21 protein-coding genes are annotated in these 25194 nt (G+C 55.8%); 10 read left to right on the top strand and 11 right to left on the bottom strand.

Annotated features, from left to right (window positions below; all coding sequences use genetic code 11):
• Positions 1-3: 3 nt before the first annotated feature.
• The 6 genes from ACYVHX_RS23905 to fbaA form a co-directional block, all read right to left on the bottom strand.
• A complete protein-coding gene (locus ACYVHX_RS23905) occupies positions 4-942 on the bottom strand; it encodes an LLM class flavin-dependent oxidoreductase (protein WP_460674221.1) in 939 nt (312 codons plus the stop codon).
• Positions 943-1110: 168 nt separating this feature from the next.
• Complete coding sequence (locus ACYVHX_RS23910) at positions 1111-2304, bottom strand: lanthionine synthetase C family protein (RefSeq protein ID WP_460674222.1); 1194 nt, start codon at positions 2302-2304, stop codon at positions 1111-1113.
• A 105-nt stretch (positions 2305-2409) separates the two neighbouring features.
• Positions 2410-2562 carry a class I lanthipeptide gene (locus ACYVHX_RS23915; protein WP_460674223.1) on the bottom strand — a complete coding sequence of 51 codons (153 nt, stop codon included), beginning with the start codon at positions 2560-2562 and terminating at the stop codon, positions 2410-2412.
• A 71-nt stretch (positions 2563-2633) separates the two neighbouring features.
• Positions 2634-2771 carry a class I lanthipeptide gene (locus ACYVHX_RS23920; protein ID WP_460674224.1) on the bottom strand — a complete coding sequence of 46 codons (138 nt, stop codon included), beginning with the start codon at positions 2769-2771 and terminating at the stop codon, positions 2634-2636.
• 56 nt (positions 2772-2827) lie between these two features.
• A complete protein-coding gene (locus tag ACYVHX_RS23925) occupies positions 2828-3016 on the bottom strand; it encodes a hypothetical protein (RefSeq protein WP_460674225.1) in 189 nt (62 codons plus the stop codon).
• 263 nt (positions 3017-3279) lie between these two features.
• The gene (gene fbaA / locus ACYVHX_RS23930) at positions 3280-4359 is read right to left on the bottom strand and encodes a class II fructose-bisphosphate aldolase (RefSeq protein WP_460674226.1); all 1080 of its coding nucleotides are present in this window, start codon (positions 4357-4359) and stop codon (positions 3280-3282) included.
• A 254-nt stretch (positions 4360-4613) separates the two neighbouring features.
• On the opposite strand from fbaA, the gene ACYVHX_RS23935 reads away from it, so the two are divergent.
• Complete coding sequence (locus tag ACYVHX_RS23935; RefSeq protein WP_460674227.1) at positions 4614-6224, top strand: tannase/feruloyl esterase family alpha/beta hydrolase; 1611 nt, start codon at positions 4614-4616, stop codon at positions 6222-6224.
• A gap of 162 nt (positions 6225-6386) precedes the next feature.
• Here the strand turns inward: ACYVHX_RS23935 and ACYVHX_RS23940 are convergent, their stop codons facing one another.
• Positions 6387-7853 (bottom strand): amidohydrolase, encoded by a 1467-nt coding sequence (locus ACYVHX_RS23940; protein WP_460674228.1) that lies wholly within the window; start codon positions 7851-7853, stop codon positions 6387-6389.
• A 175-nt stretch (positions 7854-8028) separates the two neighbouring features.
• On the opposite strand from ACYVHX_RS23940, the gene ACYVHX_RS23945 reads away from it, so the two are divergent.
• Positions 8029-8550, top strand: a complete 522-nt coding sequence (locus tag ACYVHX_RS23945) for an MOSC domain-containing protein (RefSeq protein WP_460674229.1) — start codon at positions 8029-8031, stop codon at positions 8548-8550.
• On the opposite strand, the gene ACYVHX_RS23950 is transcribed toward ACYVHX_RS23945, so the two are convergent.
• Complete coding sequence (locus ACYVHX_RS23950; protein WP_460674230.1) at positions 8517-9191, bottom strand: HAD family hydrolase; 675 nt, start codon at positions 9189-9191, stop codon at positions 8517-8519. The two genes, ACYVHX_RS23945 and ACYVHX_RS23950, sit on opposite strands and share 34 nt — an antisense overlap.
• A gap of 94 nt (positions 9192-9285) precedes the next feature.
• Positions 9286-10491 carry an MFS transporter gene (locus tag ACYVHX_RS23955; RefSeq protein WP_460674231.1) on the bottom strand — a complete coding sequence of 402 codons (1206 nt, stop codon included), beginning with the start codon at positions 10489-10491 and terminating at the stop codon, positions 9286-9288.
• A 144-nt stretch (positions 10492-10635) separates the two neighbouring features.
• Here ACYVHX_RS23955 and ACYVHX_RS23960 point away from each other — a divergent pair, with 144 nt between their 5' ends.
• Positions 10636-11499, top strand: a complete 864-nt coding sequence (locus tag ACYVHX_RS23960; RefSeq protein ID WP_460674232.1) for an AraC family transcriptional regulator — start codon at positions 10636-10638, stop codon at positions 11497-11499.
• A 37-nt stretch (positions 11500-11536) separates the two neighbouring features.
• Entirely contained in the window at positions 11537-11971 is a 435-nt protein-coding gene (locus tag ACYVHX_RS23965; protein WP_460674233.1) for a GxxExxY protein, read from the top strand.
• 67 nt (positions 11972-12038) lie between these two features.
• Here the strand turns inward: ACYVHX_RS23965 and ACYVHX_RS23970 are convergent, their stop codons facing one another.
• On the bottom strand, positions 12039-14153 hold the full coding sequence (locus tag ACYVHX_RS23970; protein WP_460674234.1) for an outer membrane protein assembly factor BamB family protein: 2115 nt from the start codon (positions 14151-14153) through the stop codon (positions 12039-12041).
• Between the two features lie 114 nt (positions 14154-14267).
• On the opposite strand from ACYVHX_RS23970, the gene ACYVHX_RS23975 reads away from it, so the two are divergent.
• The 6 genes from ACYVHX_RS23975 to ACYVHX_RS24000 all read left to right on the top strand — a co-directional run bounded on the left by ACYVHX_RS23975 (position 14268) and on the right by ACYVHX_RS24000 (position 23118).
• On the top strand, positions 14268-15644 hold the full coding sequence (locus ACYVHX_RS23975) for an L-serine ammonia-lyase (RefSeq protein WP_460674235.1): 1377 nt from the start codon (positions 14268-14270) through the stop codon (positions 15642-15644).
• A gap of 337 nt (positions 15645-15981) precedes the next feature.
• Entirely contained in the window at positions 15982-17103 is a 1122-nt protein-coding gene (locus ACYVHX_RS23980) for a sensor histidine kinase (protein WP_460674236.1), read from the top strand.
• On the top strand, positions 17100-17909 hold the full coding sequence (locus ACYVHX_RS23985) for a LytR/AlgR family response regulator transcription factor (RefSeq protein WP_460674237.1): 810 nt from the start codon (positions 17100-17102) through the stop codon (positions 17907-17909). The genes ACYVHX_RS23980 and ACYVHX_RS23985 overlap by 4 nt, the downstream gene beginning before the upstream one ends.
• A 104-nt stretch (positions 17910-18013) precedes the next feature.
• Positions 18014-19054, top strand: coding sequence for a sugar phosphate isomerase/epimerase family protein (locus ACYVHX_RS23990; RefSeq protein ID WP_460674238.1), 1041 nt, complete (start codon positions 18014-18016; stop codon positions 19052-19054).
• Positions 19055-19386: 332 nt separating this feature from the next.
• Entirely contained in the window at positions 19387-21870 is a 2484-nt protein-coding gene (locus tag ACYVHX_RS23995) for a TonB-dependent receptor (RefSeq protein WP_460674696.1), read from the top strand.
• Between the two features lie 174 nt (positions 21871-22044).
• Complete coding sequence (locus ACYVHX_RS24000; RefSeq protein ID WP_460674239.1) at positions 22045-23118, top strand: AI-2E family transporter; 1074 nt, start codon at positions 22045-22047, stop codon at positions 23116-23118.
• Between the two features lie 113 nt (positions 23119-23231).
• Here the strand turns inward: ACYVHX_RS24000 and ACYVHX_RS24005 are convergent, their stop codons facing one another.
• The gene (locus ACYVHX_RS24005) at positions 23232-25187 is read right to left on the bottom strand and encodes a glycoside hydrolase family 127 protein (RefSeq protein ID WP_460674240.1); all 1956 of its coding nucleotides are present in this window, start codon (positions 25185-25187) and stop codon (positions 23232-23234) included.
• Positions 25188-25194: the final 7 nt, after the last annotated feature.

Below are 25194 nucleotides of genomic sequence, written 5' to 3' on the forward strand. Positions count from 1 at the left end.
TTTTCAGACAAGGGTGGGTAAGCAAAAGCGGGATTCGACCGATTCGGTGTAGTGGCCGAGGTGTTTGGCGAGGAGCTCAATGCCGGTCTGTTTGTGCCCGGTTTCTTCCGCCATGTTCATGAAAATGATTTCATCGACTCCGTATAATTCGCTCAGCCGGGCCAGCTCATCCAGGATGTAGGTGGGCGAGCCCACAATTTCGTTGCTCACTGAAGCGGGCCGCTGCAAATTCGCCTGAATTTGACGTGCTTTCTGGTCGGTGTCGGCGCACAAACCGGCCACGGCCAGATTCACCTCCGGAACGGTCTGGTGGCGGTGGTAAAATTCTTCCCGGTAATGCTGAAGCCGCTCGGCGTCCCGCTCGTGGCTAGCGATGTCGCTGTGAAAAAGAGACTTGCAAAGCGACGTGTTGAGGCTGGCAATCGCCATGATGTTGTGCAGACTGGCGCTCAACGACCAGATCGCGGGTACATGACCACTGCAGGGTGTGATTTGATTGGCGAAGGCCGGGTCCAGCAAATAGCTGTACAAGGCCGTGCTGTTTTGCAGAAACGTATCGACCCACACGGTTTTGTCAGTCAGGTCCAACGCCGGCACCAGCCGCCGGGCATACTCGGCGGGCATGCCACCCCGGGCAATGCCCAGGTCGATGCGGTGGGGAAACAGGTTATTCAGGAGTTTAAAGGCGGTGGCCACCCGGTACGGGTTATGGTAAGTCATCAGCAAGCCGGCCACGCCCACCTTCAGCTCGCTGGTTAGTCCGGCAATGATCGGCACCAGCATTTCGGGATTGCCGTACGCGGGGGAAGCGCCGTAGTGCTCGGCGAGCCAAAACCGGGTGTAGCCCATTGTTTCGGCGGCTTCGGCATAGTGGATGACATTTTCGACAATGTCCAGCGGGCTGGTGCAGCCGGTTCCAAACTCGAGAAGACCCAGTTTCATCGTGGTATTCGTTCGTGTGTTGTTTACGCTTGGTAAATGTAAAAGGCGGTTTCAGGCCGGACTAGGACCGATGAATAGCTGGCGGTTTCGGGTGAACACCTGGCGGAATCGGGTCCCTGACAACCTGTTTGAATCCGGTAATTCTGAAAAATCGAAAGAGCGCCGGGCTCAGGAAAGCAGGAGAAACCGGTCCCACCCGGCGGGTACGCCCAACTCGGCAAGCAGCACCAGGGCGACGCTGCCTTCACCGTCGAGCAGTCCCAAATTAACCTCGGACGCGCCCTGGCCTAACAAAAATGCGGTTTCGTGGCCGTCGGGCGTGGCCTGGAGCAGGGTTTGCTGCATCCAGTAATCGGCGGTTTCGGTCAGGAGCGGATGCGGATTGTGTTGGGCAAACCGGCGAAACAGGTAAGCCACTCCGGCGCTTCCGTGGCAAAGGCCGGCGTCGTAGATGTGCGCTTCCGCCCGGTTTCGGCGCTGAGCCGCCCGCAGCATGGTTTCTTCCGCAAGGGCTTGCCACCCGCTATGGTTCAGGAGTCGGCCCGCCCGCCAAAACGTGTGCGCAATGCCCAGATCGCCGTAGCACCAGCCCAGACGGCTGTTCTGATCCTGCCGGTTTTCGTGGACCACAGTCGGAAAAACCGACTGCCCCGAGCGGTTGCGGTGGTTCCAGGTCCATTGCAGCGTACCCCGGATCAGTTCGGCAGCGCGCCGACGGGCGTAGCCGCGTTCGTACAATAAGCACAGAATGGCCACAATGCTGGCGGTTCCGTGCGAAAGACCGGGGTTATAAATCGCTGGCTCGTCGGACGCCCGGCGGCCCAAATCGTCAAACGACCAGGTGATATCGCCGTTTGAAAAACGAACCGCCGTGTCTGATAATGCCTGGACCATCTGCTCGAGGTAATGCGTCAGAACTGGCGAAGCGGGTCGTTCTAAAAAGTACAGGGCTGCACTCAGGCCCCCGTGCAGGTAGTCAAAATTACCCTTGCGGAGCTGCTCCATCGCCAACTCGAACAGCGGTTCGTCGAGGTCGGCCACAATATCCTGCGCATCCAGTCCGTCGGTTTGCAGCAAATTCCGATTGCAGAGGTGGAGAAACCCCCAGGCGACACCCGCCATGCCACCGGCAAACGAAGGCAGCAAGGCACCGTTCTGGACCGCGGCCAGACTGGTTGAAATCCGTTCCCATATCCGGCTGTCGTCCGTTTCGCCGAAATACCGCTGCGCGTAGGCTTCCAGCAGGGCGAAACCCATCTGACCCGCCAGCAGCGAAACGTCGCCCGTGGTGGGTTGCTGCTGGATACGGCGATACAGGCGGTCGAGCAAGGCGGTTTTTTGATTGATTAGGGTCGTTTTCATGGCGCGAAGGGGGAAGGAGGAAGCGGTTGTTGGTGAAAAGGGAATCGTTTCAGAAAGCACTAAATTCCTCCTGAAACGATCCCTGCGAGCCTTATTCCAAACAGATTAGATTTTCGTCGGGCAGGCCGTGTGGCCGCTGCAGTTCCCGTGTTTCGAGATTTCGACCGGTCTGCCGCCGGCGATGCTCCGGGCCTGGGCGTTTGACAAAGCGATGATCTGATCGGTTTTCAGCGTAAGTTTTGCAAGTTGCTTTTTCATGATTGTGTCTGATAAATAGTGTGAATGAGCCTACTCTGGAAGACGGTTTTCGGCGGCCCCGTTGCGGTTGATTAAATATCCGTGGGGCAGAAACAGGTGGTATTTCCCGTTTTCGGTTTGGCTCCGCCCAGGACGTTCAGCGACTGTGATTTGGACAGGGTGACGATTTTGTCGGTTTTCAGCGTGATTTTTGAAACTTGCTTTTTCATCGTTTTTTGATTTTGAAATAGGGTGTGAATGAATTGGTTACGGACGGATTGAAGAATTAGATTTTCATCGAACCGGCATTGATCTTCATCGAGCCAGCGTTGATCTTCATGACGACTTCGTTGATTTTCATCGAGAATGTGTCCGCCGGTTTGTCCGGAAGGTCAACGCCACCAACGATGCTTTGGGCCTGGACTTTGGTCAGCGATTTCAGGGTGCCGCTGGCGATCATTTTTGCATTTTTCATTTGAATTTTGATTTGTTGTTTTGGCCTACTCTAGTCGGTTTTCGGCGTGCCCCGTTGTGATTAACGATTCAAAATTGCAGCGAAAACCGGCTCTTTTTTCGGGACAAAAACCGCCGAAGGATGAAATGTGACGCTGGTAGGGTGAAAGAAAAGGCTGGCGCGACGAAAGATTAAACGGTCGTCCAGGAGGGCCTGAAAAAAAAAGGGTTACAAGCCAGACGGCCCGTAACCCTTTATATTTGAACTCGAAATCCTTAACGCGTTTACGCCAGCCGGTTGATGCAATTCAGATCTTCGAAGGCGATTTTCAGGCGTTGAACCACGCTTTCTTCGGCTTTCCGCAGCCAGACGCGCGGATCGTAGTATTTTTTGTTCGGCGAATCGGTCCCGTTGGGGTTGCCGAGCTGGCCTTGCAGATAGTCCCTGTTCGACTCGTAATAATTCCTGATGCCGTCCCAGGTGGCCCACTGAATATCCGTATCGATGTTCATTTTGATGGCACCATAGCGGATGGCTTCCCGAATTTCTTCCCGGCTCGATCCCGAACCGCCGTGGAATACGAAATTAACCGGCAGCGGACCCGTTCCGAATTTCTCCTGAATGTAATCCTGTGAATTTTTCAGAATGATCGGCGACAGCTTCACGTTACCCGGTTTGTAAACGCCATGAACGTTTCCGAAAGCGGCTGCGATGGTGAAGTTGGGGGAAATTTTCAGCAGTTCTTCGTAGGCGTAGGCCACTTCCGACGGCTGCGTATAGAGTTTTGAATCATCGACGTCCGAGTTGTCAACGCCGTCTTCTTCGCCACCGGTTACCCCGAGTTCGATCTCCAGCGTCATGCCGATTTTCGCCATCCGCTCGAAGTATTTGGCGCAGATTTCCAGGTTTTCCTCGATCGGTTCTTCCGACAAATCGATCATGTGCGAGCTGAACAGCGGTTTGCCGGTTTGGTCGAAGTGTTTTTCACCCGCGTCCAGCAGTCCGTCGATCCAGGGCAACAGCTTTTTCGCGCAGTGGTCGGTGTGCAGAATAACCGGAACGCCGTACAGGCCGGCAATATTATGAATGTGGAGTGCGCCCGAAATGGAACCCGCAATGGCCGATTGCTGATTGGCGTTCGACAGGGTTTTGCCCGCGTAGAAAATACCACCACCATTCGAGAACTGGATGATGACCGGCGAATTAACGGCTTTCGCCGTTTCCAGAACGGCATTGATGGAATTGGTCCCAACCACATTTACCGCCGGAAGCGCATAATCGTTTTCGTTGGCATGACGGAAAATTTCGGTGACACCTTCGCCCGTTACAACTCCGGGCTCAAATCGGGAGGCTACTTCGCTCATAGTCAATAGGAATAATAGATTAGCTCAAGAAAAAATTGACCAATTCCGTGACGGTTTTCCCGCTTTGAATTGGACCTGCAAAGTACGATTTATTTTTCAAAGAGTCTTTACGGTATCAGTGTTTCGCGGGTTAAGCGGACATGATCAGACGCTGAGGCTCCGCTCACCGCTTTTAAACGCCGATTAGCCGCCGGGCGGCTCCGTCTGCGTAATAACTTTTCTATCTTCAGGCCCTGAAATGACTGCCCCCTAAAATGCTACACAAGATCGGCTTTTTCATTCTGATTCCATTGCTGCCATTCGCCTTGAAAGCGCAGGATTGCGATTGCCCAAAACTGGCGAAACAGACTTTTCCCGGCGCCACCATCACCACGGCGGAATGCGTCGCTGCGGGCGCCTTCATCCTACCCGGAACGGGCGTATCGGTGCCGGATCTGCCCGCTTTTTGCCGGGTTGCGGCCACCTTGAAACCGACGCCGGAATCGACCATCCGGATTGAAGTGTGGCTGCCCCATACCAACTGGAACGGGCGGTTTTTGGGAACGGGCAACGGGGGTGGAGCCGGAAATATCGGCTATTTTGCCCTGATCAACGGCTTGAAACGCGGGTTTGCCACGGCCAACACCGACATGGGCACCTCGCCCGGCGCCAACGAAGCGGTCGGACATCCCGAACGGTGGGCGGATTTTGGACACCGCGCCACGCACGAAATGACGGTCAGCGGAAAAGCCATCACCCAGGCGTACTACCAAAAACCGGCTCACCACGCTTATTTTGCGGGTTGCTCAACGGGTGGTCAGCAGGCGTTAATGGAGGCCCAGCGGTATCCGGAGGACTACCACGGCATTCTGGCCGGCGCCCCCGCCAACAACCGGACGCACCTGCACACCGGTTTTGTCTGGAATTACAACGCCACCCAGCATCCGGGCAGTGCGTTTTTGCCGAAAGAAAAAATCGCCCTCATTACCCGCGCGGTGATCAAAGCCTGTGCCGGGAAGGATGGCGGAGCGCCCGGCGACAACTTCCTGACCGACCCGCGGGCCTGTGCCTTCGATCCGGAAACGCTGCCGAAATGTCCGGACGGCACCGATGACGGCACCTGCCTGACCGAAGCCCAATTTACCGCATTGAAAAAAATCTACGCCGGACCGATGAATCCCCGAACGGGCGAACGGATTTACACGCCCATTCCGGTCGGGAGCGAAAGCATTGCCTCCGGGCTTGAGTATCAGCAAAACCCCAGACAGGCGCCAAATTCGCTTTTTTACCAGTACAAATGGGTGTTCGGGCGTGATTTTGCGCCGGCGACGTTTGATTTTGACCGCGACCAGGCGCGCCTGGACTCGGTGCTGGCCCCGCTTCTGAACGCGAACAATCCGGATTTGCAGCCGCTGAAAAACCGGGGCGGAAAAGTACTGATGTATGCCGGAACTGCCGATCCGCTGGTGCCGTATCAGGATGCGGTCGGTTATTACGAGCGGGTGATTGACGCGCAGGGTGGGATCCGGCAGACGCAGGACTTTTTCCGGTTTTTTCTGATTCCGGGCATGGCGCATTGTGGCGGTGGTCCCGGTTTGAACGACTGCGGCCAGAATCTGGCGCTCAACGTTCCGCAGGACCGCGAGCATGATGTTTTAACCGCCCTGATCCGGTGGGTGGAAGAAGGTGCCGCACCGGATCACTTCATCGCTACGGCCTTTAGGGACGGCCTGGCCGAAAAGGGCATCCGGTTTCAGCGGCCCATTTATCCTTATCCAAAAATGCCGAAGTACACCAAAGGCGATCCGAATTCGCCGGCCAGTTACAAAGGCGTCGCCCATCCGCGCCGGAACGTTCTGAAACCGGCGCAGCGGTATTTGAGATAGGGAGTCGGTTTTCGGTTTTCAGTTTACGGTATTCGGTACACGGTATTCGGTATACGGTATTCGGTATACGATTTAGGCGGATTATCGTTACGGTGGCTGCTGCAAGGAAAAGGAACGCGTCAGCCACCGTAAACCAAAAACCGTATACTGAAAACCGTACCGCTATTTTCGATAATCCAAAGCCGGTTTTCGGTCGCCCAGCAGGGCTTCGTACTTAAAGTCGGCACCCTCGCGGGCCTGTTGCCAGTCGGCGCGGGCTTTCTGAATCAGGACGGGATCGCTGAAGAGTTCGATGGCGGTCAGCGACAGGGATTTAGCTGCGACCATCATGCCTTTGACGCCGATGCTGGTGCCACTGGCGGCTACGGCCTGCCAGCTGTGGGGCGCCGTTCCCGGCACCCAGGTCGCGGCCGATAAACCGACCGTCGGCACCACCCAGCTCACATCGCCCACATCCGTAGAGGCACTGCTCAGCAGATCGTTGTTCGAGAACGGCGCAATGGCCGCGGCTTCCCCCGGTTTTCGGATCGAGCCAAACGACGCCCCGAACGATTCGCCCAGTTTTTCGGCAAAACGGGTTTCTTCGGGCGTGTAGGTAACCCCGCCCACCAGGCTGAGATTTTTGTACATCCGTTTCGCCAGCGATTCCACCGGCAGCAGGTTATAGACCCCGCCAATGATTTCGTATTCCATTTTGGTTTCCGTACCCAAACCGGCTCCTTCGGCGGCTTTCACCATCCGCTTCCAGATATCCTGCAAAATCGTCCGGTTTTTGTGCCGAACGTAATAATAGACCTCCGCAAAATCCGGCACGACGTTGGGCGCTTCTCCGCCTTTTGTAATTACGTAATGAATCCGGGTGTCCGACGGAATGTGCTCGCGCATCATGTTGATCATGTAGTTCATTGACTCCACGCCATCGAGCGCCGAGCGTCCGCGTTCCGGGGACGCAGCCGCGTGGGCCGAAATCCCCCGAAACCGGAATTTGGCCGTAATGTTGGCGAGGGAGGTTGAAGGATCGGCGCCGTTGCGGTCGGCGGGGTGCCAGTGCAGCACCACATCCATATCGTTGAACAGCCCCTCCCGGACCATGTAGACCTTGCCCGAACCGCCCTCTTCCGCCGGGGTACCGTACAGGCGAATTGTGCCGGTTTTGCCCGATTTCTGCAACCAGTTTTTCACCGCCACCGCAGCCGCCACCGAACCGGGTCCGAACAGGTTGTGACCGCAGGCGTGTCCGGTTTTTTTGGCGTCGAGCGGTTTTCGTTCGGGTGAAGCATCCTGCGAAATACCGGGCAATGCGTCGTATTCCGCCAGAATACCAATCACCGGTTTTCCGCTGCCGAAGGTGGCCACAAAGGCCGTCGGGATGCCGGCGACCCCGGTTTTTACCGAAAATCCCTCGCGGTTCAGTTCGTCCTGCAACAGGGCCGCGCTTTTCTGTTCCTGATAACCGACTTCGGCCCAATCCCAGATTTGTTTGGAAAGCGTGCCGTAATGCGCCGATTTACTTTCCAGTCCGGCCAGAACCGCCTGCTGGTCTTTCGTTAGCGAGGGTTGCGCCTTGAGGGAGAGCGTGAGGAGGCTAAACGCCAGAATACCTGGCCAGTAAGTTGATTTTCGTGTCATGGAATGAATCAAAAATGACGCCTGGCCGGCGCTGCCGTTTGGCGGCACGGGGCTCCGTTTTCGCTGATGAAGATAGTAATTATTTGGGCGGGCGGAACGGAATTTGAACATTCTGACGGTTTTCCTGCTTTTGACAGAAACGTTTCTTGTTCACGACCGACAAATTTTAGGACCTGTGGAAACCTCCCTGAAGCATTTGATTGAAAACTTTCCCCGGCCGGGTCGGGTGGAGTGGATCGGTATCCGGCCCACCCGGAAAGCTCCGTTGAAAACCGTATCCGAGGTGGAAGTATCGGAAGAAAAAGGGCTGGTGGGCGACCACTACAGCGGGCGCAGCGGCAACCGGCACGTGACCCTGATCCAGGCTGAACATCTGCCCGTGGTGGCGGCAATGACCGGACACGATACCATCGACCCGGGTTTGCTGCGCCGAAATATCGTCATTTCCGGCCTGAATCTGCTGGCCCTGAAAGACCATCATATTCAGATCGGAAAGGACGTTTTACTGGAAATTACCGGATACTGCCACCCCTGTTCCCGGATGGAAACCAACCTGGGGCCGGGCGGTTACAACGCCATGCGCGGCCACGGCGGACTGACCGCGCGGGTGCTGCGGGGCGGCACCGTCCAGAAGGATGATGCGGTTACGGTTTTACCCGGAACTCAGACGGATACCGACCGCGATAGCAGCGACTGAAACCGGGCCCTTGTTAATTCCGTAAAATCCCGAACAACCTCATCGGCGCCCACCCGAATCAGCTCGTCGGCCGGTTCGGTGGTGGCCAGGCCAACCACATACGCGCCGGCGGCTTTGGCCGCCCGGATGCCCGTGGCCGAATCTTCAAAAATGACACTTTCGGGAGGCTCAACACCCAAGGATTGCATGGCTTTCTGGTAAATTTCCGGATCAGGCTTGGGGCGGGTCACTTTGCTTTCGTCGAGCAGACTATCGAAATACCCGCGCAGGTTCAGGGCGTCCATGACAAAATCGAGGTTCTCGACTGGGGCCGAGGTGCCGACGGCGGTGACAATCCCGGTTTTCCGCAGCAATTGCAGGAACTCCGGCAAACCGGCCACGGGTGTAATGTCCGGGAGGTATAATTCCCGAAACAAGGCTTCTTTTTCGGCGGCCAGTTGCCGCGACTCCACCACGGAAAGCGTTCGGTCGGCAAACAGGTGACGAAGAATATCGTCGTTGTGTTTGCCGGAAACGTACCGGACAAAATCAGCGTCGGTGAGCGGTTTTCCGCAGCGTTCGAAGTACTTCCGCCAGGCAATGCGGTGGTGCGGATTGGTATCGACAATCACGCCGTCCATATCAAAAATAGCTGCTTTCATATTTTAAAAGGAGAAATAGAGGAAGAACAGAGGAGAAGAGTAGGGGATGAAAGGAGAGGGTAAAGGCTACAGGGCTCTTTCCTTCCTTCATCCTTTACTCCTTTCCTCCTATTTTAAGTTTTCGTGAAATTACGGCCGATAACAGCAGCATAAAAACCACCAGACCCAACCCGTACGCCAGTCCATAGCCCTCTGCCACAAAACCGATGACGGGCGGTCCGGCCAGAAAACCGACAAAGCTAAAGGTGGCAAACGTCGCCAGCCCCGTTGCCGCCGGAATGCCCGGAACGCGCAGGGAAGCGGCATATAGGATGGGTGCCGCCAGCGAACAACCCGCCCCCAGCAGGGCAAAGCCGGCCAGCGCCACCAGCGAAACCGGAACGCTGATCGCCAGGAAAAGCCCCGCAGCGGCCACCAGACTGCCAAAAAACAAAATCCGCCGGGTGCCGAGCAGCGGAATGATGGCGTCACCCATAAACCGGCCGAGGGTCATGGCCAGCGAAAAGCAGCCAAATCCCAAAGCCGCCAGTTGACTCGATGCCCCGGTTGCTTCTTTCAGAAAAACCGCACTCCAGTCCAGCGCGGCTCCTTCGCCCATGGCCACCGCCAAACCAATGAGAATCATCAGGAATAACACCATGTTCGGCCGGACGAAGGCGGCTGATGATTCAGTGGGAGGCTGGGCCGGAATGGTGGCCAGTATCGGGCGGAGCACAAACGTGAGTACCAGCAGCAGGACGGTCATCCCCAGCATGTGAAGCGAGGGCGAAACCTTAAAGGCAATCAGAATGCCCGCCAGCAGCGACCCCACCATGCCCCCCAGACTCCACATGCCGTGGCAGGAAGACATGATCAGGATGTTATGCGCCCGCTCCACATCGGCTGCGCTGGTGTTCATGGCGACGTTCAGCAGAGCCGCACTCAGGCCGACCAAAAACAAACCGACGGCCATCACGGCAATCGTGGGCGCGTTGATGGGCAACAAGGTGCTGATGCACAGAAAGAGGGCGCTGAGGAAACAGGTGCGGGCCGCACCCAGCCGGGCAATAATCCAGCCGGACAGCGGATTCATCAGAAGCAGACCGGCGGGCATGGCAAACAGCACCATGCCCAATCCGGCGTCGGTCAGTTGCAGCTTTTCTTTGACGTGCGGGATGTGGGCGACCCAGCCGCCCAGCAGCAAACTTTCGGTCGTGAAAACAAGGCCGATTGCCCGCGCCTGGGGGTTGGTAAAAAACGTGTGCAGACTTCGAAAAAGCGGTGGTGTAGAACGCGGTTTTTCGTCGATGGTTACATTCATGGCGTACGGATTCGTATCGATACAAAAGTAAGGCGGTTTTTTGCGTTCCGTTTTAGTTTAATTACCTAATTTTAGTGTTCTATTGATCGAATGATGTGAAATTGATAGCTTTAAATGTTAACTGTGCATTATCGGTAGCCAAAAATGAAACCGCAGTTTGAAAAAATAGAACCGGAGTTCGGCAGTTCTTTCCGATTGATTCACCACACGGAGCCCGATAGTTGCTGGGTGTACTGGCATTATCACCCCGAACACGAGATCGTTTACATTCCGCGCGGAAGTGGAAAACGGCACGTTGGACACCATGTTTCGACGTATTCGGATGGTGAGCTGGTTTTTCTGGGGCCGAATCTGCCGCATCTGAATTTCAGCCACGGGGTCGTGGGTGATTTTGAGGAAGTGGTGGTGCAGCTGCGGGACGATTTTCTGGGGAAAGACTTCCTGCAAAAACCGGAGCTGGCGGCTGTCCGGCGGCTCTTTGAACGGGCGCACCAGGGCATGTCGTTTCACGGCGAAACCAAGCGACAAGTCGGCCGGCAGGTGGCCGCGCTGGTGACCTTACCGCCTTTTGAACGCATGATGGCGCTGCTGACTCTGTTTCAGCAGTTGGCCGTTTCGACGGAGTATCAGATTCTGAATGCGGGCCATGTCAGGCTGGAGCTGAAAGGGCGGGAGCAGGAGCGGATTAACCGAATTTACCAGTTCATTGAGAAAAATTACGCCAAACCGATTGATATGCAGGAGGTTGCTTCGCTGGCGAGCATGACGATTCCGGCGTTTTGCCGGTATTTCAAAAAAATGACGCAGATGACTTTTACCGACTTCGTCAATGAGTTCCGGATTACCCAGGCCCGCAAGCTGCTCACCACCGACCGCAGCATCGGCGACATTTGTTACGAAAGCGGTTTTAATAACCTTTCCCACTTCAACAAGGTTTTCAAACAGCAGACGGGCCAGACGCCGGGGAAATATCGTCTTGAACTCGGATTACACGGATTAAAGGATTAACTAGGAGGTGCTGATTCAGTACAATTAAAGATTTAGAGTGACAAAATCGTCCTTTGTACTTCTAAAGGAAAAATTAGCCTTTAGAACAGAGGATACGACTCAATTTAAAGAATTAACAGGGCGAGTTATTGGGGGCGCCATGGAAGTTCATCGGCAGCTTGGCAATGGTTTTCAGGAAGTAATTTACCAACGTGCATTGGCAATTGAACTAGAAACGGTCGGCATTACATTTGAACGTGAAGTTGAGATGCCTATTTTTTATAAAAACCGCCAAATAGGTACCCGCCGTGTTGACTTTCTGATTCAAGAATTGGTATCAGTTGAACTTAAAGCCATCATCGCACTTGAAAATGTACATCTGGCTCAAGCCATCAATTACCTGGAAGCCTACCATCTTCAAATTGGCTTATTGATCAATTTCGGTTCCAAAAGCCTAGAATTTCGGCGACTAGTCAATAACAAATTCTTATAATCATTTAAAAATCAGCACCTCCTAGTTAATCCTTTAATCCGTGTAATCCGAGTTCAAGACGGCATTCTCACGGCAGCGCAAACGCCACGTAACTATCGCCCTTCTTCGTACCCAGCTTCGTGCCGCCACAGGCAATGACGATGTATTGTTTGCCGTTCACCTCGTAGGTGCTGGGCGTGGCATACCCGGCCGCCGGCAGTTCGGTCTGCCACAGCGTGTTCCCGGTTTTTTTGTCGATCACCCGGAACTGGCCGTCTTTGCTGGCGGCAATGAACAGCAACCCGCTGGCGGTGACGACGGGGCCTCCGTAGCTTTCGGCGCCGGTGGGCGGAATGCCTTTCGCCGACAATTCCTTCAGTTCGCCGAACGGTTTTTGCCAGAGGTGTTCGCCGGTATTCAGGTTAATGGCTGTCAGCGTGCCCCAGGGCGGCCGAATGGCGGGAAACCCTTTGTTATCCAGAAATTTGGTGTAGCCGTTGAATTTATACGGCACATACGGTTCTTTTTTTCCTTTGGCTCCGGCGGCCACTTCCACTTTTTCGTCACCGAACAGATACGCCACCAGCGCCTGTTTTTCAAGTTCGGAAAGCCGCGTAAAACCGGGCATCATGCCTTTGCCGGTGGTGATGAGTTTGTGGACAAAATCCCGGTCCCGACGCTGCCCGATGTTGACCAGCGACGGATACCCACTGGCCGGATTGCCTTTGCGGTCGGGACGGTGGCAAACTGCGCAGTTGACCGTGTAGAGCCGTTCGCCGGGGCTGAGGTGCGCTAATTCTTCGTCTTTCGGGGTATCGCGCAGGCTCAGCAGCCAGGCCATCTCGTTGGCATTCACGTACATAATGCCGTCGGGATCGACCGCGGCACCCCCCCACTCGGCCCCGCCGTCCAGCCCCGGATAGACGAGCGTTGGCGTTTTGCCCAGCGGCTGAAACGGCCCTACTTTGGCACGTCGGTACGTCGCCAGCAGCGAATCCCGGTTTTCGGCGTAGGGGCTCAGGTCGGCTTCGGAAATGGTCTGGCGGGAAAACGGCGCCGGTTTGGTCGGAACGGGCTGCGTCGGCCAGGTCGGTTCGTCGGGCAGTTCGGATTGGGGATAGGCTACCTCTTTGATCGGAAAGAGCGGTTTTCCGGTCACGCGGTCGAACACAAACACATGCCCCGATTTGGTCACCTGCGCGACCGCATCGACGGTTTTGCCGTTTATCCGCAGCGTTACCAGATTCGGCGGAGCGGGCAGGTCGCGGTCCCAGATGTCGTGGTGCACAAACTGGTAGTGCCAGAGTCGTTTGCCGGTTTTGGCATCCAGCGCCAGCAAGCAGTTGGCGAACAGATTCTGGCCCCTGCGGTTTCCGCCGTAAAAGTCGAAAGCCGCCGAACCGGTCGGCACGTAGACAATGCCGCGCTTCCGGTCGATCGACATGCCCGACCAGTTGTTGGCCCCGCCCACGTTCGTATTTTTGTAGGTGTCCTTCGGCCAGGTGTCGTAGCCAAACTCCCCGGGATTCGGAATCGTGCGGAACACCCAGGCGATTTTTCCCGTCCGGACGTTAAACGCCTGAACGTAGCCCAGAGCCGCATCGGACGCTTCGGAAAGCCGCAGGGGCATGATAATCAAATCGTTGAAAACCGTACCGGGCGTATTGGAAATGACAAATTTATCGACCGCCGTGGGACCCAAACCGGCTTTCAGGCTGGCTTTTCCGTTGGTGCCAAAACCGGGAATCAGCACGCCGGTTCGGGCATCGACGGCGCAAAGCGAAGCCCCCGAACCGAACAGAATCCGCTGGTCGTCGCCCTCACGCCAGTAGGTGACGCCCCGCAGGGTGTTGACTCCGCCTTTGCTGGATTCCGAAAACCGCCATTTCTCCTGACCCGTGGCCGCATTCAATGCAAATACCTGATTGGAAGCTGTGACCCCATACAGCGTCCCATCGACAATGATGGCGTTGCACTGCACCTGTCCGGAGTCTTTGGCGTGATATTCCCACGCAATTTGTAACTTACTGACGTTGGCAGCGTTAATCTGGTCGAGGGGCGAGTAATGATTCCGGTCGGGACCGCCCAGGTACTCGGGCCACTCGCGGGAAAAACCGGGTGGCTGGGGGGCGTCGGAGGTCAGTTGAGCCGCCGTAAACAGGGCCGCCGACAGAAAAAGCGCAGGCAACAGCAAACGTTTCATTCGGTTTAGGAAAAGCGTCTAGTGGGTTTCAGGCATTTGGGTACAACCGAAGCAGAACCGGCCGCTCAAAAGCGCAGTAAGATACAACTTCATCAATATTCCTGGCGATACTTCATGAATAATTCACCCATTACCACCTCCATTTTTGATTTGTTCAAGGTAGGGCCCGGCCCGTCGAGTTCGCATACGATTGGCCCGATGAAGGCGGCTTTCGATTTTCTGGAACGCCTGCCACAACTGCCAGAAGCGACCGTGCAAAGCTCTGATTCCGTGCAGGTTCACCTATACGGTTCGCTGAGCGCGACCGGCAAAGGCCACGGCACCGACCGCGCCATTGTGGCCGGGCTGCTCGGCTGGCAACCCGAATCAACCGATCCGGTGGCCCTGCTGGGGTTACTGAAAGATCCCGCGGTAAGGTACCCGATCCGGGTGAAAGAACGGCAGTTTGAACTTGGACCGGAACACATTCATTTTGAGCGTAAAAAGTACGACTCGCCCTTCGCCAATACCGTGGTTTTTCAACTGGTGTCGGCCGGCCAGGCGGTTTTTGAACAGGAGTATTATTCGATCGGGGGCGGTTTTATTCTCCGGAAGGGTGAGGATGTAGCCGAAAAACCGGCCGCCGAAATTCCGTATCCGTACCGAACCATGAAGGAACTGAAAACGCGCCTGTACGATCACCAGCTGACGCTGGAACAGTTGATGCTGGCCAATGAAGCCGCCCTGACCGGACGAACGCCGAAAGAAATCAACCCGCGCATTGACCTGCTTCTGGATTTTATGCACAAAGCCGTCCGGCGCGGACTGCGGCATACGGGCACCCTGCCGGGCTCAATTAAACTGCGCCGGAAAGCGCCGGTTTTGTACCAGCAGGCGCGCGGACTGGCCCAATCGTCGGATAGCTTTCTGATCTTTCTGAACGCCTATTGTCTGGCGGCTTCGGAGGAAAACGCGGCTGGTGGCATTGTGGTGACGGCCCCCACCTCGGGTGCATCGGGCGTCATTCCGGGCCTGACCTACCTGGCCAGAAACCATTTTCATTACGACAAAGCCACGCTGCGGAGAGGCATGTGGGCGGCTGCGGCCGTCGGTTTTCTGGTGAAACACAACGCCAGCATTTCCGGAGCCGAAATGGGGTGCATGGGCGAAATTGGCACGGCCTCGGCGATGGGGGCGGCTTTTCTGACCGAGTGCGCGGGCAAATCCATTGACGCGGTGGAAGCAGCCGCCGAAATTGGCATCGAGCACCACCTCGGCATGACCTGCGATCCCATCGGGGGATACGTGCAGATTCCGTGCATCGAGCGGAACGCAATGGGCGCCGTGAAAGCCTACAACGCTTTTTTGCTGGCCACCGCCGGAACGCCCGCCAACCAGAAAATTTCGCTGGACGCCGTCATCAAAGTGATGAAAGCCACCGGGCGCGACATGTCCACCAAATACAAGGAAACCTCCGAAGCCGGCCTTGCGCTGAGCGCGACGGAATGCTAGATCACCCAACCCCGCTTAGGATAACCCCCTGCAACCCCGCCAGGGGTTGACTCTGGATGACCCCGGGTACAACCCGGGGCTGCGGGGCGCCGGGAATCCGGCTCGTCGGCCACCATGCCGGATTCCCGGCGCCATCCCCGTACGCAGTGCGGGGCTACCAACAGTCAACCCCTGGCGGGGTTGCAGGGGGTTATCCTGAGTGGGGTTAGGATGGTTGGTTGGCGGGGCTCGGCGCTTTAAATAAGCGGTTCAGCCCGGTAAAAACCGTATTCTGCAATTTTCTTTTTTAATTGGGCGGGTTCGTCAGGAATTTTGAGATTCGAGTAGCTTTTAGGATATGAATCCGACAACCCCATACCGGCTTTCCCTCCGCCAGATCGCCCAGCTTGCGTTTAGCGTGGTGGTGATCTATTACCCCATTCTGCTGTACGTCAATCTGCCGGAACGTACCTGGTGGTTTCTGGTGCAGTCGCTGCCGTTTCTGCTGGGGCAGGGCGTGGTGACATTTGCGCTGTATTTTGTCTGGATTTACCTGACCGAGATTGTGCTGGACTGGACGGCGGGCCGGTTTGGGGAGGAGTTTCTGGTCGACTTCAAATTGCCGACACAGTTTCTGGCCCTATTGCTGACCATCACCGCCGGTTTGGGCCTGAACCTGGCGGGGGATTACGCCCGGCGCGAAGTCCTGCATCGGATTCCGCGCCCGACGCCGGGGAGTCAGCGAATTGAACGGCCCCGAACGGACCTGACACCCCCCGGCCGCTGGGAGTTTTTCGAGCGCTCGAACAAGGGCCTGACCATCGTCATCATGCTGTCGATCTTCTACCTCTCGGCCAACCGGCGGGCCAACCGCCGGCTGAAAGACGTGCAGATTCGGGCGGAGCGGCTGGAAAAAGAAGCGGTTCTGACGCAGTTGGCCGCCCTGAAAAACCAGATCAGCCCGCATTTTCTGTTCAACAGCCTGAGCATTCTGGCGTCGCTGGTGCACGTGGATGCCGATTTGTCGGAGCGGTTCATTGACCAGCTTTCGCGCGCGTACCGGTATATTCTCGAGCAAAAAGACAACGACAAAGTCGGGCTGAAAACCGAGCTGGATTTTATCCGGTCGTACACCTTTCTGCTCAAAATCCGCTTTGAAGACAGTTTTGATGTTTTCATCGACGTGCCCGACGCCGTCGCAACCCGGTTTTGCATGGCCCCGCTCACGCTGCAACTGCTGGTGGAAAACGCCGTGAAACACAACCGCATGACGCCCGAAAAACCGCAACACGTTTACATTCAGACCGAAGGCGATGTTCTGGTGGTGCATAACCGAATTCAGCCGCGCGAACAACTGGAGCATTCGACCGGTTTGGGCTTACAAAACATCATCAACCGCTACGCCCTCCTGACCGACCAGCCCGTGTGGGTGGGCGAGCAGGACGGCTCATTTGTGGTTAAAATTCCGTTGATCCAATGAACGTCGTTATTCTGGAAGATGAACGCCTGACGGCCCAGCGGCTGGAAAGTCTGCTGCATCGCTACGATCCCGAAATCCGGATTCTGGCCGTACTGCCGTCGATCGAAAAAGCCGTTGCGTTTTTTACCGAACCGCAGCCCGAAAAACCGGATTTGGTGTTCATGGACATTCATTTGCAGGATGGCCTGTCGTTTCGGGTGATCGAGCAGGTAAAGCTGACGACCCCGATCATTTTCACCACGGCCTTCGATCAATACGTCATTCAGGCGTTTAAGGTCAACAGCATCGACTACCTCCTAAAACCGCTGAACTACGACGAGCTGGTGGCGGCTATCTCAAAATTCAAGGCGCTGCGGGAGCAGTTTGCCCAATATCAGCAACCCGCAACTGTTCCGGCGGCTCCGGCCCGCGTGGGGCCGAATCTGGATGCGCTGGTGGAAATGCTCGGGGCGTTTCGGGAAACGGCTTACAAGGACCGGTTTATGATTACGGTCGGGTCGAAAATCCGGAGTGTAGAAACCGGCGAAATTGCGTACTTTTTCCTGGACGAGCGCATGGCCTTTCTGGTCACCAAAGACGGTTTGACGCTTCCCGTCGACTACAGCCTGGATAAGCTGACGACACTTCTGAGTCCCAAACAGTTTTTTCGGGTCAGTCGGCAATTTCTGGTGTCGATGGCGTCCATTCAAACCATACACAGCTACTCGGCCGGAAAATGGCGGCTCGAATTGCAGCCCAAAGCCCGGCACGAAGTGTTTGTCAGTGGCGAACGCATTACCGATTTTAAGGATTGGCTCGGCAAATAGCCGCGGTCTAAAGAGGCTGCGAATAAAAAACCGGTGGCCGTGTGCGAATGGAACGTATTTTAGCCCTATATTTTATTCCGAAAATCCAGTCAAACCGACATTTTATGAAAACACAGCCAACACGTCGTCAGTTTTTGGGCGCTACGGCGGCCCTCGTTTCGGGGGCTGTCCTGGGCAACAACAAGCTCTTTGGAGCGCCGGCGCTTATTCGCAGCCTGGGTGACAAACCCAATTCGCTGATCGACGGGGTGCAAATTGGGTGCATCACCTACTCATTCCGCGACATGCCCGACCAGAGCGCCGAAGCTACTCTGAAATACGTGCTGGATTCCGGAATCAGCGCCATCGAGCTGATGGGCGGCCCGGCCGAATCGTTCGCCGGTGCGCCCAAAAATTCGGTCGATATGCGGACGATTTTTCCCCTGATGCGGAAACGACGCGAAAAACAGGAACTCACGGAAGACGAGAAAAAACAGCTCGACGCGGCCGATGCGCAGATGAAAGCGTACCGGGAGGAAGTGACCAAATGGCGGCTCTCGGCCCCGATGGCGAAGTTTGAGCAGGTACGCAAGATGTACAATCAGGCTGGGGTCAAGATTTACGCCTTCAAACCGGATGCGTTTGGTATGCAGAATACCGATGCCGATATCGACTACGGGATGCGGGCCGCCAAGGCACTGGGAGCCAATCAGGTGACGCTGGAACACCCGGCCAACGATGCGCACACGCTCCGACTGGGAAAAATGGCCGAGAAACACGGTTTGAAGGTGGGGTATCACGGCCATGAGCAGCAAACGCCCACGTTCTGGGATACGGCCCTGGCGCAATCGCCCGCCAATGCGCTCAACTTCGACCTGGGCCATTACGTTGCCGCCGGAAACCCCGATCCGCTGGTGCTCATTAAGCAAAAGCACGACCGCATTGTGAGCATGCACATCAAAGACCGCCAGACCGCCGAGCACGGCAAAGGCAATCTGGAGTGGGGCAAAGGCGATACGCCCCTGCTGCCGGTTTTGAAACTGATGCGCGAACAGAAGTACACCTTCCCGGCGGTGGTCGAACTGGAATACAAAATACCGGAAGGGTCGAACGCCGTGGCCGAGGTGAAAAAATGCGTGGCCTTCTGCCGAAATGCCCTGAGCTAATCGCTAACCCCTTTGAAAAGCACTGATTGGCAGCCGTTTACCAAAGGCTGTGAATCAGTGCTTTTTCATGTTCTGCTTTCGCGGTCAGCTCACCCAATCGTGCTGGAGTGCGAGTTTTCAGCGGGAATTCAAAGGGATTCCGCACCGAAAAAGGCCGGTTCTGCACCCTAAAAAGCCGCCTTTGCAACATTGTTTTCCGGAAGCCGCCCGTTGGAGTAACCTTTGTGTACTGCAAGTTCAACGCAGGTTAGGTCATGAAAACAACAAAGGTTACTTCCTGCTTCCGCCCGGTTTTGATCGCGGCTCTTCTGTGCACCGGTTTTTCGGCTGCGATGGCCCAGTTTGGCCCTCCGGGGGGTGGCCCGGGCGGTTTTGGCGGTCAGGATGTGGGCCGGAAGAAACAGGAATTCACGGGTGTGACCGAAGAAGCTCCCAAGGGCAACGGCAAAATCACTGGTCTGCTGATCGACTCGACCTCCGGCAAACCCGTCGAATACGCCACAATTGCTCTGATCAGCCCCAAAACCGGTAAGCCCATCGACGGCACCACGTCCGACGACAAAGGAAAATTCGTGCTGACGAAACTGGCTCCCGGCGAATACCGGCTTCAGTATTCGTTTATTGGCTATAAAAACACCGATTCCAAAACGTTCACCATTGCCAAAGGCACCGAGTTGAACATGGGCAATGTGCAACTACAGCCCGATGTTCGCACGCTGAGCGAAGTGGTCGTAACGGGGCAGGCGGCTTTGATCGAGGAAAAAGTGGACCGGCTGGTGTTCAACGCCGACAAGGATTTAACGGCCAAAGGGGGGGATGCCACGGATATTCTGAAAAAAGTGCCGATGCTGTCGGTGGACCTGGACGGCAATGTGAGCCTGCGGGGCAGCCAGAACATTCGGGTGCTGATCAACAACAAACCGTCGACCATCGTGGCCAGCAGCGTCGCCGATGCTCTCAAGCAACTCCCGGCCGACATGATTAAATCGGTGGAGGTGATCACCAGTCCGTCGGCCAAATACGATGCCGAAGGAGCCGCCGGGATCATCAACATCATCACCAAAAAGAACACGCTGCACGGATTGACGCTGAACGTCGATGCCGGCGCGGGCATCCGGGGCTCGAACCTGGGCCTGAACGGTTCGTACCGGCAGGGGAAATTGGGAATTACCTTGGGCGGTTTTGGCCGGGCCATGTACAACCGGGCATCGTCGAGCCTGGACCAAACGACGCTGGTGAACGGAGTGCCGATGAGCACGAGCCAGACGGCCACCGCTTTTGATAAACCGTTGTTCGGGCAGTATACGCTCGGCATTGATTACGATCTGGCAAAAAACCAGTCGCTCTCGGCCAACATTCGGTACGGAACGCGGAATTTTGTCCAGCAGCAGAATCAGCTGACCAACGCCTACATCGGTGACTCGCTGCTGAATTTTACCAATCGCGATGTCAACCGGAAAGATTTGTCGAACTCCGTGGATATCAACCTGGACTACATCCGCACGTTTAAACCGCAGCAGGAGTGGAGCATTTCGACGCAGTACAGCCGGACGGGACTGACCAACAATTTCTACGCTGATCTGCTGGGCGCCGGTGACGAACTGACCGCCCGCCAGCGGAACCTCAACAACAACACCAACCAGGAAATCACGTTCCAGACTGATTACCAGACGCCCATCCGCACAAACCAGTTGCTCGAATTTGGCGCGAAAGCCATCATGCGGCAGGTCGATAGCCGGTATCAGTACCAGATTGGCGGCCCGGTTGGGGAGCTGGTTTTCGATCCGACCAATCCGGCGGGTTCACTGAATTATTCGCAAAATATTGGGGCCGGTTATGTGTCCTACACGTACGTAACGCCGAACAAATACACCTTTAAAGTGGGTACGCGGTACGAATACACGGGCATCAACGCCATCAGCGACGAAACGATGGCCCTGGCGATTCCGAATTACGGCAACCTGGTGCCGAGCATCAACGTATCGAAAAGCCTGAAAGGCGGGGTGACGCTGAAAGCCGCCTACAACCGCCGGATTCAGCGCCCCGGTTTGCAGCAGTTGAACCCCAACCCCAACGCGGCCAACCCCCAGAACATCATGATCGGAAACCCGACGCTGCGACCGGAGCTGACCGACAATTTCGAGCTGAGCCTGAGTTCGACCATCAAGAAAACCTACCTGAATGCCGCCCTGTTCGGCCGGCTCACCAACAACGCCATGACGCAGGTGCGGCTGCCGTCGGATACGCTGGCGGGCGGGATCATCACCACTTTTCAGAACATTGGGGTGCAGCGGACCTACGGCGCCAACCTGTTTTTCAACACCATGCTGACGTCAAAATGGAGCCTTAACGGCGGGCTGGACGGGTTTTACGTTTACATGCAGGGCATGACGCCGGGTGTCGATGGCCGTTCGCAGCCGATCAGCAACGACGGTTTCAGCATCGGCGGGCGGCTGATGTCGCAGTGGACCCTGAACAAAGGCTGGGGCATCCAGGGCTTCGGGTTTCTGCGCTCGCCCATGCCGCAGTTGCAGGGCACGATGGGCGGCATGTACATGTATTCGCTCGGCGTGAAAAAGGATTTTGCCAACAAACGGGGCAGCATCGGGCTGGCGGCCGAAAACTTTGCCGGAAATGGCGTGAAGATGCGCACCGTGCTGAACTCTCCGCTGCTGGCCCAGACCAGCGTGATGCAGCTCTACAACCAGAACGTCAAGCTGACGTTTTCGTACCGCATCGGTAAAATGACCTTCGAGGAGAAACGCAAAAAAAGCAAGTCGGTCAACAACGACGATGTGAAAGGCGAGGCCAATTAATCACCGGTTTTCAATCGAATCACAACCAACCTCTTGATACGTTGCCGGCCGGCCCCGCGGATTTTTCGCGGGGCCGGCCGGTTTTGGGACCAACAGATTCCTCACAATCCCCCGCGGCTGTAAACAAAAAATGCGTCCGGGTGTATTACATTCAGGAATTTACCCCAACGTGCTATGGCCACCATTTACACCCCCAAACAACAACGCGTCCTTTTAATTGTCAGTCTGATTGTCATTGCCGGTTTTATTCTGGTCGGCTTGCGGCAGTATACCATTGCCCTGCTGGGTTCCGGCATCATTTACGTGATTTTCCGTCCCTGGTTTTCCAACCTGGTGCACAAGCGCAAGTGGAACCGCCTGCTCGTTACCATCCTCCTGATTCTGTTTTCGGTGGTGGTTATCATCATGCCGTTTATGGCGCTGAGTCTGCTGCTCATCAACCGGATTCAGTATTACAGCCAAAATACCGGTCAGATTCTCCAATTGATTGAAAAACTGGAAAAAGCCACCGGCATTCAGCTAACCGATCAGGCCAACGTTAAAAATCTGGTGCAGCAGGGCGCCGGTTTTGCCAGCCGCCAGTTTCCGTCGATCCTGAGCGGTACGCTCGACGTGGTCATTTCGCTGGGGCTGCTCTACGTCGGGCTGTATTTTATTTTCATGGAGGAAGAGAAATTCATCAAGGGGTTGCGGAAATATTTGCCGTTTGAAAGCGATACGCTCGATCAGCTGGGGGAAGATCTGAAAAACATGGTGAACGCCAACATCCTGGGTCAGGCGCTGGTATCGGTGGTGCAGTCAATTTTGACCGGGATGACCCTCTGGCTTTTTGGGGTTCCGGATGCGGCTTTCTGGGGTACCGTTGCTTTCTTCTTTGCGTTCATTCCCATTTTGGGAACACCGATCGTCTGGGGCCCCGCCGGAATTCTGATGATTTCACAAGGCCAGACCGGCAACGGAATCGGCATTCTGGTCGTTGGGGCGGTGGTCATCATCAACGTCGATAACCTGCTGCGCGTGATGCTGGCGAAGCGCATGGGCGACGTTCACCCGTTTGTCACGCTGACCGGGATTGTGCTGGGCGTTCCGATTTTCGGTATTCTGGGCCTGGTAATCGGGCCGTTGTTGCTGGCGTATTTCATGGTGCTGTTTCAGGTTTTTGAAAAGCAAAACCGCAAACTTCGGCTGGAAGCCGCCCAGGAAGCCGAGCTGCTGCAACAAAAAATGGGACCATCTGCCAGGACGTAAAAAAATAGTCAAAAAAAAGTAACGCTTCGTGCGTTACTTTTTCCAATGGCGTACGTCTAATATTTTCATATTCGGCTAATGTGAAAAATAGCGCGGTAATTTTTCAAATCCGGTTATTTTCCCATTGAACCAAACCATACTGCCATTTCTGTGGCCCCCCGGTTATTCCAGGCATAATACGGAATCAGGGTGGTCGGTTTGGCCCCGGCGGCTTTCAGAACCACCACGCCCCCCAGCATATCCTTCCGGTATTCGGGCGTGAATTTCTGGTTGGGTGCCTGGGTAATGCCAAGCGCCTGACCGCCGTTATCAACGCCCTCGGCGCAGTAGACCACCGGTCCGCGTTCAATGGCGACTTTCCCCTGATCGGCTTTGACTTTCTCATGGGCCAGCACTTCGCGCACCGGCATATCGAGCGTTAAGGCCACCACGTCGCCCGGTTTCCAGGTGCGGTGCAAGCGGATATAACCGTTTTCGGGGGTTACCGAAACCGGCTGACCATTAATCGTAAGTTTAATCGCCGGCGTTTGTGGCGTCGCGTACCGGTACAAATCACCCGGCATCGGCTGGTTGGTGGCCCAGCCCGGAATCCGGATCAAAACCGGAAACGAAACCGCCTTTTTCGGCGAAACCGTCATTTTGATGGCGCCGTCCCAGGGGTAACTGGTTTGCTGCTGGATTTTAACGGCGGTTTCGTTCACTTTTACCTCGGCCTGGCTGTCGGCAAAAAGGTTGATAAACAGTTCGTTGTTGCGCAGGGCGTAGATGTAGCCGGGCAGCGAGGGCAAAAACCGGGCGACGTTGCTGGGGCAGCAGTTGACCCCAAACCAGGGCGAGCGCCGGGCGGGTTCGCCGTTGCCAAAATCTTTTTTGCCGTTTGACGACATCGGGTTGACGTAGAAAAACTGATTGCCAGCCAGCGACACCCCGCCCAGAAAACCGTTGTAGAGCACCCGCTCGAACACGTCCATGTACTTGGATTCGCCCGTCAGCAGGAACAGCCGGTGATTCCAGAGCAGATTGGCAACGGCGGCACAGGTTTCGGCGTAGGCTGCGTCGTTGGGAAGCACGTACGGATCGTCGAACGCTTCGCCGTTTTCCCGCGCGCCAACGCCCCCCGTAACGTACTGTTTGCGGGTGGTCGCGTCGTTCCAGATTTTCAAAACCGCATCCTGCAGGGCTTTGTCGTTTTGAATGGCCGCCAGATCCGTCATGCCGGCGTACAGATACTGCGCCCGCACGGCATGCCCGACAGCCTCGGTTTGCTGCACCACCGGTTTATGATCCTGAAAATAAGCCGGTCCCAGGTTGTGTGCATCCAGAAAGAGCGGCCGTTTGTCGGAGCGCCCCCGCATGTCCACGAAAAACCGGGTCAGGTCGAGGTAGCGTTTGTCGCCGGTCAGCCGGTAGAGTTTGATCAGGCCGATTTCTGTTTCCTCGTGCCCCGGAACAACGATGAGCTGACCCGGTTTTGGACCAATGGTTTTGACGAGGTGATTGGCGTTTTTAAGGGCAATGTCCAGAAAAGTCCGTTTGCCGGTGGCCTGAAAATGGGCGACGGCGGCTTCGTACAGGTGCCCAACGTTGTAAAGCTCGTGACTGCCGTTTTCGAAGGAATAGGGCGTCGGTCCGGCAATCCAGTCTTTCAGACCCGTGCTGTCCTTGAAAATGGAGCGGATGGTATACAAATATCCGTTGGATTCCTGCGCGGCCGCAATCAGGGTAATCAGGCTGTCGAGGTAGCGATCGAGTTTAGGATCGTATTGGTTCTGAAGCGAATAGGCGGCTCCTTCGGCAATTTTATAAATGTCGGATTCGTCGAAGCGCACCCCCTGGAAAGTGCCTTTTTTCAGGCCGCCCGCGACGGCGAAATTGTCCATCCGGCCGGTTTCGGTGCATTTCTGGAAAGCGTGGGGAATGGTAACGGTGCGGGCCGTTTCGAGCCGGTTATACCAAAAACCCGACTGGATTTTGACGCTGGAGAGGGGAACGGCGGTGATGGGGTAATCCTGGGCAAAACTGATTTGAAACGAAGCCAGCAGGAGAAATAAGCCAAACGAATACTTCATACGTTGC

It is taken from the genome of Larkinella ripae (assembly GCF_054780775.1).

Bases quoted from the DNA above. Each gene is read 5' to 3' on its own strand.
- ACYVHX_RS23905 (WP_460674221.1), bottom strand. From the start codon at position 942: ATGAAACTGGGTCTTCTCGAGTTTGGAACCGGCTGCACCAGCCCGCTG.
- ACYVHX_RS23920 (WP_460674224.1), bottom strand. From the start codon at position 2,771: ATGAAAAAGCAAGTTTCAAAAATCACGCTGAAAACCGACAAAATCGTC.
- ACYVHX_RS23935 (WP_460674227.1), top strand. From the start codon at position 4,614: ATGCTACACAAGATCGGCTTTTTCATTCTGATTCCATTGCTGCCATTC.
- ACYVHX_RS23975 (WP_460674235.1), top strand. From the start codon at position 14,268: ATGAATAATTCACCCATTACCACCTCCATTTTTGATTTGTTCAAGGTA.
- ACYVHX_RS24005 (WP_460674240.1), bottom strand. From the start codon at position 25,187: ATGAAGTATTCGTTTGGCTTATTTCTCCTGCTGGCTTCGTTTCAAATC.
- ACYVHX_RS23985 (WP_460674237.1), top strand. From the start codon at position 17,100: ATGAACGTCGTTATTCTGGAAGATGAACGCCTGACGGCCCAGCGGCTG.
- ACYVHX_RS23980 (WP_460674236.1), top strand. From the start codon at position 15,982: ATGAATCCGACAACCCCATACCGGCTTTCCCTCCGCCAGATCGCCCAG.
- ACYVHX_RS23940 (WP_460674228.1), bottom strand. From the start codon at position 7,853: ATGACACGAAAATCAACTTACTGGCCAGGTATTCTGGCGTTTAGCCTC.
- ACYVHX_RS23990 (WP_460674238.1), top strand. From the start codon at position 18,014: ATGAAAACACAGCCAACACGTCGTCAGTTTTTGGGCGCTACGGCGGCC.
- ACYVHX_RS23955 (WP_460674231.1), bottom strand. From the start codon at position 10,491: ATGAATGTAACCATCGACGAAAAACCGCGTTCTACACCACCGCTTTTT.
- ACYVHX_RS23970 (WP_460674234.1), bottom strand. From the start codon at position 14,153: ATGAAACGTTTGCTGTTGCCTGCGCTTTTTCTGTCGGCGGCCCTGTTT.
- ACYVHX_RS23950 (WP_460674230.1), bottom strand. From the start codon at position 9,191: ATGAAAGCAGCTATTTTTGATATGGACGGCGTGATTGTCGATACCAAT.
- ACYVHX_RS23960 (WP_460674232.1), top strand. From the start codon at position 10,636: ATGAAACCGCAGTTTGAAAAAATAGAACCGGAGTTCGGCAGTTCTTTC.
- ACYVHX_RS23925 (WP_460674225.1), bottom strand. From the start codon at position 3,016: ATGAAAAATGCAAAAATGATCGCCAGCGGCACCCTGAAATCGCTGACC.
- ACYVHX_RS23915 (WP_460674223.1), bottom strand. From the start codon at position 2,562: ATGAAAAAGCAACTTGCAAAACTTACGCTGAAAACCGATCAGATCATC.
- ACYVHX_RS24000 (WP_460674239.1), top strand. From the start codon at position 22,045: ATGGCCACCATTTACACCCCCAAACAACAACGCGTCCTTTTAATTGTC.
- ACYVHX_RS23995 (WP_460674696.1), top strand. From the start codon at position 19,387: ATGGCCCAGTTTGGCCCTCCGGGGGGTGGCCCGGGCGGTTTTGGCGGT.
- fbaA (WP_460674226.1), bottom strand. From the start codon at position 4,359: ATGAGCGAAGTAGCCTCCCGATTTGAGCCCGGAGTTGTAACGGGCGAA.
- ACYVHX_RS23910 (WP_460674222.1), bottom strand. From the start codon at position 2,304: ATGAAAACGACCCTAATCAATCAAAAAACCGCCTTGCTCGACCGCCTG.